The sequence below is a fragment of the Streptomyces hebeiensis genome (assembly GCF_052983195.1).
Genome location: NZ_CM129812.1, coordinates 6,786,340 through 6,799,602 on the forward strand (window position 1 = coordinate 6,786,340; position 13,263 = coordinate 6,799,602).

A 13,263-nucleotide genomic window follows, 5' to 3' on the forward strand; every position below is an offset into this window, starting at 1 on the left:
CCTCGATGGACTGAACCGCCGGTACGGGTCAGATTGGTGATCGACCACCGAACAGCGATCACCGGCGGGCCATGCCACCACGGGCCGTACGGACCACGGGCCGTCGCGCCCGCGCGCGTCGGAACAGCGCCAGCACCCCCGGGAGCCGCCCCATGAAGGCACTTGTCAAGCAGAAGGCCGAGCCCGGCCTCTGGCTCATGGACGTCCCGGAACCGGAGCCCGGCCCCGGGGACGTACTGATCAAGGTCCTGCGCACCGGCATCTGCGGCACCGATCTGCACATCCGCTCCTGGGACGGCTGGGCCCGGCAGGCCGTCGCCGCGCCCCGCGTCCTCGGCCACGAGTTCGTCGGCGAGGTCGCCGCCGTGGGTGCGGCCGTCCCGGCGGACATCGCCGTGGGCGCCCTCGTCAGTGGCGAAGGGCACCTGGTCTGCGGCGCCTGCCGCAACTGCCTGGCCGGCCGCCGCCACCTCTGCCGCCGCACCGTCGGCCTCGGCGTCGCCCGCGACGGCGCGTTCGCCGAGTACGTGGTGCTGCCCGCCACCAATGTGTGGGTGCACCACGGCGAGGTGCCGCTGGACGTGGCGGCCATCTTCGACCCCTTCGGCAACGCTGTGCACACCGCGCTCACCTTCCCCCTCGTCGGCGAGGACGTCCTGATCACCGGTGCCGGTCCCATCGGGATCATGGCCGCGGCCGTGGCCCGGCACGCGGGCGCGCGCAATGTCGCGATCACCGACGTCAGCCCGTACCGCCTCGAACTCGCGCGCAAGGCGGGCGCGACCCTCGCCCTGGACGTCTCCCGCACCGGTATCGCCGAGGCCCACCGCCTGCTCGGCCTGAAGGAGGGCTTCGACATCGGCCTGGAGATGTCCGGGCGTCCCGAGGCCCTGCGCGACATGGTGGACAACATGACCCACGGCGGCCGGATCGCCATGCTCGGCCTGCCCGCCGAGGAGTTCGCCGTCGACTGGGCGAAGATCGTCACATCGATGATCACGATCAAGGGCATCTACGGACGGGAGATGTTCGAGACCTGGTACGCCATGACCGTCCTGCTGGAAGGCGGCCTCGATCTGACACCGGTGATCACCGGGAGCTATGGGTACGAGGACTTCGACGCGGCGTTCGACGAAGCGGCCACGGCCCGCAGTGGCAAGATCATCCTCAACTGGGCCTGAGCAGGTCCCTCGCCCCCGCCGCGGCCCTTCCGCACCCCCGGCGGCCGACAGAACAGCCGACCGAGGCTGACCGCCGAACGAGAACGACCTCGAACGACCGCGAAACGACCGTAAAGGAGCCCCGGCCATGTACGGGTCCGTCCGGGACGAACTGTCCGCCACGCTCGAGGAGATCCGCGACGCCGGGCTCTTCAAGCCCGAACGGGTGATCTCCAGCCCCCAGCGCGCAGCGGTCGCCGTCACCTCCGGCGACGCCCCGGGCGACGTCCTCAACTTCTGTGCCAACAACTACCTCGGTCTCGCGGACCATCCGGAGGTCGTCGCCGCGGCCAAGGAGGCGCTGGACCGCTGGGGCTACGGCATGGCGTCCGTACGGTTCATCTGCGGCACCCAGGACGTGCACAAGGAACTGGAGCGGCGGCTGTCCGCCTTCCTCGGGCAGGAGGACACGATCCTGTACTCCTCGTGCTTCGACGCCAACGGCGGGGTCTTCGAGACCCTGCTCGGCCCGGAGGACGCGGTGATCTCCGACGCCCTCAACCACGCCAGCATCATCGACGGCATCCGGCTCTCCAAGGCCCGCCGGCTGCGCTACGCCAACCGCGACCTCGCCGAGCTGGAGACCAGGCTCATGGAGTCGCGGAACGCCCGCCGCCGGCTGATCGTCACCGACGGCGTCTTCTCGATGGACGGGTATGTCGCGCCCCTGGACGAGATCTGCGACCTCGCCGACCGCTACGACGCCCTGGTCATGGTGGACGACTCGCACGCCGTCGGCTTCGTCGGCCCCGGTGGCCGGGGCACGCCCGAACTGCACGGGGTGCGCGACCGCGTCGACATCGTCACCGGCACCCTCGGCAAGGCGCTCGGCGGCGCCTCGGGCGGCTATGTCTCCGCGCGCGCCGAGATCGTCGCGCTCCTGCGGCAGCGCTCGCGCCCGTACCTGTTCTCCAACTCCCTCGCCCCCGTGATCGCCGCCGCGTCGATCAAGGTCCTGGACCTGCTGGAGAGCGCGGACGACCTGCGCGAGCGGCTGCGCGCCAACACCGCCCTGTTCCGTACGCGGATGGTCGAGGAGGGGTTCGAGATCCTGCCCGGTGACCACCCCATCGCGCCGGTCATGATCGGTGACGCGGCGCGGGCGGGCCGGATGGCGGAACTGCTCCTGGAGCGCGGGGTGTACGTGATCGGCTTCTCCTACCCGGTCGTCCCGATGGACCGGGCCCGGATCAGGGTCCAGCTCTCGGCCGCGCACACCCGGAACGACGTGCTCCGCGCCGTCGAGGCGTTCGTCGACGCGAGGGAGGCGATGGACCGGGCTGACACGCCCGGGAGCGTCTTGGCAGGATGAGCGGGTGATCGATGCCCGGCGTCTGCGCGTGCTGCGGGCCGTGGCGGACCACCGTACGGTGACCGCCGCGGCCGCCGCGCTGTACCTCACCCCGTCCGCCGTCTCCCAGCAGCTGACCGTCCTGGAACAGGAGACCGGGCACGCGCTGCTGATCCGCAGCGGCCGGGGCGTACGGCTCACCGCGGCCGGCGAGATCCTGGTCGGCCACGCGCACACGGTCATCGCCCAACTGGAGCGCGCGGAGGCCGAACTCGCCGCCTACGCGGGCGGGACGGCCGGGGAGGTCACCGTCGCGGCGTTCGCCACCGGTATCGCGGAGGTCGTCGCCCCGGCCCTGCGGCGGCTGTCGGGTCCGCACCCGGGCATCCGCGTACGGGTACGGGACGCCGAGGGCGACGAGAGCCTGCCCCTGGTCCTCGACGGGCGGGCGGACCTCGCGGTCGCCGTCGAGTACCGGGGCGCGCCGCACGAGGACGACCGCAGGCTGTCCCGGACGCCCCTGTACGCGGAGCCCTTCGACGCGGTCCTGCCCGCCGCGCACCCGCTCGCCCGGCTCCCCGACGTGGCGCTCGCCGAACTGGCCGGCAACGACTGGGCCGGACCGTATCCCGGCAACCCCTGCCACGACGTCCTCCAGCTCGCCTGCGAGCGGGCGGGTTTCGAACCGCGTCTGGCGCACTCCTCCGACGACTTCCACGCCGTCGTCGCCCTCGCCGGCGCGGGCGCCGGAGTCGCTCTCGTTCCGCGCTCGGCGCTGCGCGGCATGGAGCTGAAGGACGTCGTCGTGCGCCCCGTACGGGGCCCGGCCGCCACCCGCCGCGTCTTCGCCGCCGTCCGCCGGGGAGCCGAGGGGCATCCGCTGATCCGGCCGGTCCTGGACGCCCTGGCGTCCGTGGCGGCCGGACTCCCGGCGGACTGAACGGGCCCGGCGTCCCCGGGCGGGCCGGCCCCGTGGGGCGGACGGCCGCGGCCCACGGGCCCGGCGGAGCGGCCGTCAGTTCAGCAGGCTCGGGGCAGCCCGGTCCAGGACCGAGCCCACCCGTTCCCAGGTCGCCAGGTCACGCTCCACCGGCTCCAGTTCCGGGCCCTCGCCCGCCCGCCAGGAACGCGCGATCGCCACCGGGTCCTCGCCCGTGGCCGCGCCCGCCGCCAGCGCCGCCGCGCCGAGGGCGACCAGCTCGCCGTTCTCCGGAACGACCAGCGGGCGCCCCGAGAGCCGCCGTACCGTCTCGACCCACGTCCGGCCCTGGGCGCCGCCGCCGACCAACCGCAGGGGCCGGGCCGCCACCGCCGGATCGGCCGGGTCCAGACCACAGGCGCGCAGGACCTCGTCCAGCGCGCGCAGCACCGTCACCGCCGCCCCCTCGTAGGCCGCGCCCAGCAGCTGCTGCGGGGTGGTGTCATGGCGCAGCCCGGTCAGCAGGCCGGCCGCCGTCGGCAGATCGGGGGTGCGCTCGCCGTCCAGGTACGGCAGCAGCACGGCCTCGCCGCCCGGCAGCGCGTCCTCGCGGTCGAGGCGGAGCAGGGCGGCGACCTTGTCCACGGCCAGAGTGCAGTTGAGGGTGCAGGCGAGCGGCAGGTACGTGCCGTCGGCCGCGGCGAACCCCGACAGCGCGGGGGAGCCGGGGCGGGTGCGGGTCGCGGCGAAGACCGTGCCCGACGTGCCGAGGCTGAGCACCGGGTGGTCCAGCAGTCCGTCGCCCCCGAACCCCAGGCCGACCGCCGCGCTCATGTTGTCACCGGTGCCCGCGGCCACCGCGATGCCCGGCGGCAGGCCCAGCTCCGCCGCCGAGCCGGCGGTGAGCGTGCCGACGCGGGTGGCGCCCGTCCCGGCGACGGCCGGCAGCAGGTCGGCGTCCAGCCCGAGCAGCGCGAGCAGTTCCGCGTCGTACTCGCCGGTGGCCGTCGAGTACCAGCAGGTGCCCGAGGCGTCGCCCGGATCGGTGGCGGCGGTGCCCGCGAGCCGCTCGGTGAGGAAGTCGTGCGGCAGCCGGACGGCGGCGGTGGCCTCGGCGATCGCCGGGTCGTTCTCCCGCAGCCACTGCCACTTCGACGCCGTCATCGAGGCCACCGGCACCGAGCCGGTCCGCGCCGTCCAGGCGTCCGGGCCGCCGAGCGCCTCGGTGAGGGCGGCGGCCTGCGGGGCCGAACGCGTGTCGTTCCACAGCAGCGCCGGGCGCAGCGGCCGACCCGTACGGTCCAGCACCACCAGTCCGTGCTGCTGGCCCGCGACCGCGATCCCCATCACGGCCGAGGCGTCGGTCCCGGACTCCTTCAGCCCGGCGGCGACCGCCTCGCGCAGCGCGTGCCACCACACCTCCGGATCCGTCTCGCGAGCGCCGCCCTCACCGGTGACCCGGTGCGGGGCGCGGCCCACGCCGAGCAGCCGTCCGGTCGCGGCATCCGTGAAGGCGGCCTTCGTGGACTGCGTGGAGCTGTCGACGCCGATCACGACCGGGCTCTGTGTCATGGGGCCTACCTCTTCCTGACGGGCGTACCGGAATCACCGGACCCACCGGCTCCGCTGATGCCACGGCTCCGCCGCATGACGGGCCGCGAAGCGTGGGAGATTGCCTTTTGGACTGCCGGCAACAAATTACGCGATGGCCCGGCGCGCGGGAACGGGGGTGGCGATCATCCGCTGTAGCCGGTGCGGTGTACCGCGATCGGAGGAGCCTGCCCACCCGGTCGCATCAGGGGGTTTTCCGGACCGGCCCTCATGTGCATCATTAGTCATGTCAGGAAACAAAAGGCCGGGCGGGTGCCCGGGCCACGAGCTGTCGAAGGCGGCCAGCGAATGACGGAGCGTTTCATCCCCACCCCCGAGGACAAGTTCAGCTTCGGTCTGTGGACGGTGGGCTGGCAGGGCAGGGACCCGTTCGGCGACGCGACCCGGCCGGCCCTGGACCCCGTCGAGTCCGTCCGGCGCCTGGCCGAGCTGGGGGCGTACGGCGTGACCTTCCACGACGACGACCTGTTCCCGTTCGGCTCGTCCGACACGGAGCGCGCATCGCACGTCAAGCGCTTCCGGCAGGCGCTGGACGCGACCGGGATGGTCACGTCCATGGTGACCACCAACCTCTTCACCCACCCCGTCTTCAAGGACGGCGCGTTCACCGCCAACGACCGCGACGTCCGCCGCTTCGCCCTGCGCAAGACCCTGCGCAACATCGACCTCGCGGCCGAACTGGGCGCGCGTACCTTCGTGGCCTGGGGCGGCCGGGAAGGCGCCGAATCGGGTGCCGCGAAGGACGTAAGGGTCGCGCTGGACCGGATGAAGGAGGCCTTCGACCTGTTCGGCGAGTACGTCACGGAACAGGGCTACGACCTCCGGTTCGCCATCGAGCCCAAGCCCAACGAGCCGCGCGGCGACATCCTGCTCCCCACCGTCGGGCACGCGCTGGCCTTCATCGACCGCCTGGAACGGCCGGAGCTGTACGGCGTCAACCCGGAGGTCGGCCACGAGCAGATGGCGGGCCTGAACTTCCCGCACTCCATCGCGCAGGCCCTGTGGTCCGGGAAGCTCTACCACATCGACCTCAACGGCCAGAACGGCATCAAGTACGACCAGGACCTCCGCTTCGGCGCGGGCGACCTGCGCGCCGCCTTCTGGCTGGTCGACCTGTTGGAGAGCGCCGGCTGGGACGGCTCGCGCCACTTCGACTTCAAGCCGCCGCGCACCGAGGACTTCGACGGGGTGTGGGCGTCCGCGGCGGGCTGCATGCGCAACTACCTGATCCTCAAGGAGCGCGCCGCCGCCTTCCGCGCCGACCCGGAGGTCCAGGAGGCGCTGCGAGCCTCCCGGGTGGACGAACTGGCCCAGCCCACGGCCCCGGAGGGACTGGCGGGCCTGCTGGCCGACCAGACGGCGTACGAGGACTTCGACGTGACGGCGGCGGCGGAGCGGGGCATGGCCTTCGAACGGCTGGACCAGCTGGCGATGGACCACCTCCTGGCCGCGCGCTGAAGTCTTGCTTTGTTGAGGCGCGGTTCGCCTCCTGGGGCGCCCGCGACCTTCGGGGCGACCCCACCCGCCTCTGGGTTCCCGTGACGTCCCGGCCCCGGCACGTCCGCCGACGGGTGAGCCGGCCGGGGTGCCCGATACGTCCGGGGTGGCCACGTCCGCCGGCGAGTGAGCCGAAGGGGGCGCGGCCGCTGTCGAAAGGGAGAGCGCGCGGAGGTTTGTGAGGTACGAGCAAACCGAGCACGGTCGACCGTCGACAGTGGCTTGGAGCGCCCCCGGAGGCGAACCGAGCTCTCAAAGAAGGGGCGCGCGGCGGTCAGTGAACGTTCCGGCTTCCGTCGGAGGTTCCCGGCCCGGGCCCGCCGGATACACGCGACCCGTACGCCACCGGGTCCGCCAGTACCCCCCGCACCACCAGTCCCGCCGCCCCCCGCGCCGCGTCGCCCGCCGAGGAGGACGCGCGGAGTCGCCCGCCCGCGGGGGGCCAGAGGCCCGAGACCGTGCGGGAGGTCAGTTCCCGGTCGGCGGACGGGGACAGCCAGGGCATCAGCTCCCGGTAGATCCCGCCCAGCACGACCGCTTCCGGGTCGACGAGGTTCACCGCGCCCGAGACCACCCGGCCCAGCATCGTCCCGGCCCGCTCGACGGCCGCCACGGCGCGTGCCTCGCCCGCGCGGACCCGGCGTTCCAGCTCCGCCAGGCCCGGCGCGCCCGCGTCCTCGTGGATGCCCGCCGTGCGCAGCAGGGCCGACTGGCCCGCGTACTGCTCCAGGCAGCCGCGCGAACCGCACCGGCACCGCGGGCCCGACGCGTCGGCCACCACGTGGCCGATCTCCCCGGCGAACCCGTGCGCGCCGCGCAGCAGTTCACCGTCCAGCACCAGCGCGCCGCCCACCCCGATCTCGCCGGTCAGGTAGAGGAACGTACGGATCGGGCCGAGGCCGCCGAACCACAGCTCGGCCAGCGCCGCCAGGTTCGCCTCGTTGTCCGAGCTCACCGGCAGAGCGGGCGCGGCGGGCCGCAGCCGGGCGAGTGCCCGCGCGAACAGGTCCTCGGCCGGCACCCGGTTCCAGCCCAGATTCGGTGCCTGGCGGACCGTGCCGTCCGACACCAGCCCCGGCAGGGCCAGCTGGGCCCCCACCGGCCGCAGTCCCTGTTCGGCGGCCGACTCCAGTGTCCGCGCCGCGATGGTGGCGGCGCGGGCCAGTACCCGGTCCGGTGGGGCCCCGCGGTTGTCCAGGTGCTCGGTCAGCCGTACCCGGTCCGTACCGGCCAGGTCGACCACGCACACCGACACGTAGTCGATATTGATCTCGATCCCGATTCCCGCGGGACCGGAGCGGGTGACTTTCAGTACGGTGCCGGGCCGTCCGGCCTGTCCGCTGAACGTCTTGCCGGACTCGGACAGGAAGCCGCCGTCCAGCAACTGCTCGACCAGTGACGACACGGCGGCCCGGGTGAGCCCGACCAAGGCCGCCACGCCGGCCCTGGTCGCTTCGCCCTCGTCCCGTACCGCCCGCAGCACAAGGCTGAGGTTGTGCCGGCGGACGGTCTCCTTGTCGGCCTTGGGACCGAGGGGGGCGTGGTTGGTGTTCATCGCGCGAAAAGCCTATGCGATCGGCCCGCGGGACCCCGGGCCGGATCTCGGCCGAGGGCCGCCCCCGGACCGCGGTGCCGTTCCGCCGCGGTCCCGCTGTGTCTCGGACGCTCAGCCGCGGGACGCTCAGCCGCGCTGCGGCGCCGGGACCGGCGGCCGCGGCGACCAGGCCGGAGCCGTCCCCGAGAGCTGGCAGACCATCAGGTAGAAGGGGATCGGGGGGGTGTAGGGGGTCGAGTCCTCGGGCCAGTGGATCAGCCGGGGATGTGTCGCGGGCACCGTCGTCCCCGTCACGTACCGGGCCGGTGCCGGCCAGGCCAGGTCGAGGTCCGAGCCCGAGGGAACGATCCACCACCACCAGTCGGCGTCTGCGAACACGCAGCCCGTCCGGGGCAGCCGTGCCATCAGCCGGAAGCCGTGCCGCTCCGGGACGCCCACCGCGTCACAGCCCAGCGAGGCGGGCAGGGTGGGCGGCAGCGGGAGTTCGGCCCCGCGTGGCGCGGCCGGGGCGGCCGGGGCGGTCTCCTGTCGGCCGCGGCCGAGACGGTGCAGCGCGGTCCTCAGCACGGTGGCTCCGTCCGATGCGGGGTACGGGGGGCGCGGCGCGGCGGCGGCGTACCGTACGACGACGCCGCCCGGTGTGTTTCCTTCCGAACCGTTTCCGAGCGGACGGCTTCCGCCCGGACCGGTTCCTTCCGAACCGTTTCCCCTCGAACCGTTTCCGTACGGCGCCGGCTCTCCGTCCGGCCGGGCTCCGCCCCGCGCTGCTGCGGGAGTTGCGGCTGGACCTGTCGGCGTGGCTCGGCCTGCCGCTGCGGCTCGGCGGGCTGCCGGCGTGGCTCGGGCTGCTGGAGCGCCTCGCACGGCAGCTCCGCCCACACCACACGGCCGGGCCCGTATCCCGAGGTGTCGTGCGTCCCCCAGCCGCTGCACACCGCGTCCACCAGGAGCAGTCCCCGTCCCGATTCCCCCTCGGACGCCGAGGGACGGTGCAGCTGCGGTCCCGTCGGCCCGTATCCCTGGTCCTCCACCGCGATCCGCAGCAGGCCCCCGCCGTCCCGCAGCTCGCAGATGACGTGGTCCCCGGCGGTGTGCACGACCGCGTTGGTCACCAGCTCGGACACCACGAGCACGGCTGTCTCGCGAATGTCCCCGGATATCTCCCAGCGGGTGAGCCGGTCGAGGGTGAGCTGTCTGGCACGGCCGACGGACTCCGCGTGCGCGGGTAGTTGGAACCCGTAGCGGCGGACAACGTTGCCGGGGCACAGGGCGGCGAGCTGGGGACTGAGTGCATTACCAGGTGCCACGACCGATTTCCTCACGGTGGGGGAGCGGTCACCGGACGGGGTGCTCGCGCAAGCGGAGCCGGGTAACCGCGTGAACTGGTTCACCCGATCACTCTCCACCCGCCGGAGACACTTGGCAAGTGGCACTCTGAAAAATTCAGAGTGACGTGTGCTTAGGCTTGGATGCATGGCAGACTGCTGCCAACCGTGCGTGGGGAGGTCCCGAAGTGAGCGAACCGCGGTCCGCCCCGACCGTCGGTCAGGTCGTGCTCGGCAAGCGTCTCCAGGACCTGCGCGAGCGGGCCGGCCTTCGCCGCGAGGAGGCGGCGAAGCTGCTGCGCGTGGCTCCCGCGACCATCCGCAGGATGGAGACGGCCGAGGTCGCTCTCAAGATCCCTTATGTGCAGGTGCTGCTCAGGGGCTACGGGATCGCGGAATGCGAGGTCGACTCGTTCGTCGAGCTCACCGAGGAGGCCAACAAGCCCGGCTGGTGGCAGCGGTTCCACGACATCCTGCCTGACTGGTTCAGCATGTACGTCTCCCTGGAGGGCGCGGCTTCCCTCCTGCGGAGTTACGAGCCGCACTTCGTTCCCGGGCTGCTCCAGACCGAGGCGTACGCCCGCGCGGTGATGCGCGCGGGCGCCGTCGGGGAGAGCCGGCCGGAGGACATCGAGCGCCATGTGGCGCTCCGGATGGAACGGCAGTCGCTCCTGCTCCGCGAGGACGCGCCCCGGTTCTGGGCCGTCCTGGACGAGACCGTCCTGCGCCGGCCGGTGGGGGACGACCCGGACATCATGCGGGAGCAGATCGACCGCCTGCTCGACGCCTCGGCCCTGCCCAACGTGACCCTTCAGATCGCGGAGTTCTCCGCCGGGCACCACCCGGGCACCTACGGGCCGTTCGTCATCTTCCGTTTCGCGGTACCCGAACTGCCGGACATGGTCTACAGCGAGTACCTCACGGGCGCCGTCTACCTGGACGCGCGTCCCGAGGTGGCCACTCACCTGGAGGTCATGGACCGGATGGCGGCGCAAGCCGCGACTGCACAACGCACGAAGGAGATCCTCAGGGATGTCCGCAAGGAGCTGTGAATGGATCCCATATACAACGGCATGCCCGCCGCTGAACTCGGTGCCGAAGGCTGGCGCAAACCGTGGAGCGGTGGCAACGGCGGCAACTGCATCGAGGCCATGAAGCTGGCCGACGGCAGAGTCGCCGTGCGCCAGTCAGCCGACCCTGACGGCCCCGCTCTGATCTACACCACCGGCGAGATAGCCGCATTCATCCAAGGCGCGAAGTCGGGGCAGGCGGACTTCCTCCTCACCTGACCGTACGCACCTGACCGCTTGACCCAAGGGCCGGATCCGGTCCTCGGCGGGGGCCGGATCCGGCCCGAACCGCTCAGCCTGATCATCACTCACAGTCACAATACGGCCACTCGGCCCGGTGAATCCCGCACTATCGGCACTCTGAGTGACAGCTCCACCGCAGTAAGCCTGATCAGCTCCCTCGTACCGCAGCGCACCCTCGTCGCCCCCAGGCCCGGCTCCCAGCTCCGGCCCGGCCCCGGTCCGACGCGGCCCCGCTCCTGCCGCCACCTCCAGCTCCACCTCCCGCTCCAGACCCTGCTCCCGCTCCCGCTCTCAGCTCCAGTGCACGCACCACCCGCTCACCGATCCTGGGATTCCACACCTCATGGAGCGCACCATGACCGTGCATGAACCGATGCATGACTCGACGCGTGATCCGGCCCACGACCCCGCGTATGACCTCGCGTATGACCTCGCGCGCGATCCGCTGGACCTCGTCAGCCGGGCGTTCCGGGACCGCGCCGTGCGCTGGCTGGGCGCCGAGGGCGGGGTGCGGCAGTACCTCGACATCGGTACCCGCGTCCCCACCGAGCCGGGCCTCCACCGCGTCGTCCAGGAAGCCGGGCCCGGCTCACGGGTCCTGCACACCGGCGGTGAGCCGCTCGCCCTCCGGTACGCCGAGGCGCTCCTGGGCGGCGGCTCCGCGGCCGTGACGGAGTACGCCCAAGCCGATGCCCGCGACCCGGAGGCCGTCGTCGAGGCGGCCGGCAAGGTGCTGGACCTCGGCCGGCCCGTCGCCCTCCTCCTGCTCGCGCGGCTGCACTTCATCTCCGACGAGGACGGCGCGTACGACCTCGTGCGCAGGCTGCTCGAGCCGCTGGCACCGGGCAGCTTCCTGGTGCTCTCCCACGCGACCGGCGACTTCGACAGGGCGGACGGGGTGGACAGGGCGGACGCGGAGCCGGAGGGAGCACCGTACGAGCAGGCGGCGCACGAGCGCTGGCGGCCGGCGCCGGCCGCCCGGTCCCGGGAGGAATTCGCCAGGTTCTTCAAGGGACTCGAACTGGTGGAGCCGGGCATCACCCTGGCCGCCGACTGGCGTCCGGACCCCGGTGGGCCCCTAGCGGCTCCCGGCCGTGATCCCGTCGCGGGCTACGTGGGCGTGGCGCGCACGCTCTGAGCCGACGGGGCCGGACGGGGCCGGTCACGGACGCGGCGTCGCGACACCTTCAGGTGTGCCGCGGCGCCGCGTCCGTCGTACTCCGGAGCGCGGGACCGCCCCACAGGCCCACTGGCCGTGCGCCCTTGGGCGCGGGACCGTCAGGCGCCCACCCGGCGCTTGTTCCAGACGTCGAAGCCCACGGCGGCCAGCAGCACCAGCCCCTTGATGACCTGCTGGTAGTCCGTCCCGATGCCCACCAGCGACATACCGTTGTTGAGGACACCGAGGACCAGGCCGCCGATGATCGCCCCGAACACCGTTCCGACGCCGCCGCTCATCGACGCACCGCCGATGAACGCGGCCGCGATGGCCTCCAGTTCGAAGTTGATGCCGGCCTGCGGCACACCCGCGTTGAGCCGGGCCGCGTACACGACGCCGGCCAGCGCCGCGAGGACGCCCATGTTGACGAACACCAGGAACGTGACGCGCTTGTCCTTGACGCCGGACAGCTTCGCCGCGGCCTGGTTGCCGCCCAGCGCGTAGACATGACGGCCCACCACGGCGTTGCGCATCACATAGCCGAAGCCGAGGAGCAGCGCCGCGAGCAGCAGCAGGACCACCGGCACGCCCCGGTAGCTGGCCAGCGTCATCGTGAACGCGAGCACGGCCGCGGCCAGCGCCACGCACTTGGCCAGGAACAGGTTGCGCGGCAGCACCTCCAGGTCGTACGCCTTCTGCCGACGGCGGTCGCGGACCTCCTGGACCAGGGCGAACGCCAGCAGCGCCAGTCCCAGCAGCAGCGTGATGTTGTGGTAATTGGTGTTCGGACCGACCTCCGGGAGATAGCCCGTCGCTATCTTCTGGAAGCCCTCGGGGAACGGGCCGAGCGAGCGCGACCCGAGGAAGATCTGCGTACCGCCCCGGAAGAGGAGCATCCCGGCGAGGGTGACGATGAACGACGGAATGCCCAGATACGCGATCCAGAAGCCCTGCCAGGCCCCCGCGATCGCCCCGATGACCAGTCCGATGGCCAGGGCCAGGACCCAGGGCACGTCGTGTTCGACCATCATCACCGCGCAGGCGGCGGAGACGAACGCGGCGAGCGAGCCCACCGAGAGGTCGATGTGGCCCGCGATGATGACGATCATCATGCCGATGGCCAGGACCAGGATGTAGCTGTTCTGCAGGACCAGGTTGGTGACGTTGTTCGGTTTGAGGAGGACCCCGTCGGTCCATATCTGGAACAGGATGACGATCAGGGCGAGCGCGACGAGCATCCCGTACTGCCGCATGTTGCGGCGCGCGGCGTCCAGCAGCAGTTCCGCCGTGCCGCGCCCCGCCGGGCGCGGTGTGGGCGGGGTGCCCTTCGGTGTGTCGCCCCTCGATGTGGCGGTGGTGACCGGACCCATCTT

The 13,263-nt window shown here is 72.5% G+C and carries 11 protein-coding genes and 1 pseudogene; 7 read left to right on the forward strand and 5 right to left on the reverse strand.

What is annotated here, in order from left to right:
- Positions 1 to 152 precede the first annotated feature (152 nt).
- From tdh to ACU6P3_RS29080, 3 genes are all read left to right on the forward strand, one after another.
- Complete coding sequence (tdh, locus tag ACU6P3_RS29070) at positions 153 to 1,181, forward strand: L-threonine 3-dehydrogenase (protein ID WP_447194815.1); 1,029 nt, start codon at positions 153 to 155, stop codon at positions 1,179 to 1,181.
- Positions 1,182 to 1,308: 127 nt separating this feature from the next.
- Complete coding sequence (locus ACU6P3_RS29075) at positions 1,309 to 2,532, forward strand: glycine C-acetyltransferase (RefSeq protein WP_447194816.1); 1,224 nt, start codon at positions 1,309 to 1,311, stop codon at positions 2,530 to 2,532.
- A 4-nt stretch (positions 2,533 to 2,536) separates the two neighbouring features.
- Positions 2,537 to 3,451, forward strand: coding sequence for a LysR family transcriptional regulator (locus ACU6P3_RS29080; RefSeq protein WP_447194817.1), 915 nt, complete (start codon positions 2,537 to 2,539; stop codon positions 3,449 to 3,451).
- 75 nt (positions 3,452 to 3,526) lie between these two features.
- On the opposite strand, the gene xylB is transcribed toward ACU6P3_RS29080, so the two are convergent.
- Positions 3,527 to 5,002: a xylulokinase gene (xylB, locus tag ACU6P3_RS29085; protein WP_447194818.1), complete on the reverse strand. Its 1,476-nt coding sequence runs from the start codon at positions 5,000 to 5,002 to the stop codon at positions 3,527 to 3,529.
- Positions 5,003 to 5,329: 327 nt separating this feature from the next.
- On the opposite strand from xylB, the gene xylA reads away from it, so the two are divergent.
- Positions 5,330 to 6,499: a xylose isomerase gene (gene xylA, locus ACU6P3_RS29090; protein WP_447194819.1), complete on the forward strand. Its 1,170-nt coding sequence runs from the start codon at positions 5,330 to 5,332 to the stop codon at positions 6,497 to 6,499.
- A 313-nt stretch (positions 6,500 to 6,812) separates the two neighbouring features.
- On the opposite strand, the gene ACU6P3_RS29095 is transcribed toward xylA, so the two are convergent.
- The 3 genes and pseudogenes from ACU6P3_RS29095 to ACU6P3_RS29105 all read right to left on the reverse strand — a co-directional run.
- Positions 6,813 to 8,093, reverse strand: coding sequence for an ROK family protein (locus tag ACU6P3_RS29095; protein ID WP_447194820.1), 1,281 nt, complete (start codon positions 8,091 to 8,093; stop codon positions 6,813 to 6,815).
- 126 nt (positions 8,094 to 8,219) lie between these two features.
- On the reverse strand, positions 8,220 to 8,660 hold the full coding sequence (locus ACU6P3_RS29100) for a hypothetical protein (RefSeq protein ID WP_447194821.1): 441 nt from the start codon (positions 8,658 to 8,660) through the stop codon (positions 8,220 to 8,222).
- 281 nt (positions 8,661 to 8,941) lie between these two features.
- A pseudogene (locus tag ACU6P3_RS29105) lies at positions 8,942 to 9,400 on the reverse strand (ATP-binding protein); the annotation flags it as partial.
- 206 nt (positions 9,401 to 9,606) lie between these two features.
- Here ACU6P3_RS29105 and ACU6P3_RS29110 point away from each other — a divergent pair.
- From ACU6P3_RS29110 to ACU6P3_RS29120, 3 genes are all read left to right on the forward strand, one after another.
- Positions 9,607 to 10,470, forward strand: a complete 864-nt coding sequence (locus ACU6P3_RS29110; protein ID WP_447194822.1) for a Sco1979 family transcriptional regulator — start codon at positions 9,607 to 9,609, stop codon at positions 10,468 to 10,470.
- Positions 10,471 to 10,707, forward strand: a complete 237-nt coding sequence (locus tag ACU6P3_RS29115) for a DUF397 domain-containing protein (protein ID WP_030741478.1) — start codon at positions 10,471 to 10,473, stop codon at positions 10,705 to 10,707. It begins immediately after the preceding gene.
- A gap of 379 nt (positions 10,708 to 11,086) precedes the next feature.
- Complete coding sequence (locus ACU6P3_RS29120) at positions 11,087 to 11,869, forward strand: SAM-dependent methyltransferase (RefSeq protein ID WP_447194823.1); 783 nt, start codon at positions 11,087 to 11,089, stop codon at positions 11,867 to 11,869.
- Between the two features lie 140 nt (positions 11,870 to 12,009).
- Here ACU6P3_RS29120 and mmsB read toward each other — a convergent pair whose 3' ends face one another.
- Positions 12,010 to 13,260: a multiple monosaccharide ABC transporter permease gene (gene mmsB / locus ACU6P3_RS29125; protein ID WP_447194824.1), complete on the reverse strand. Its 1,251-nt coding sequence runs from the start codon at positions 13,258 to 13,260 to the stop codon at positions 12,010 to 12,012.
- Positions 13,261 to 13,263 lie beyond the last annotated feature (3 nt).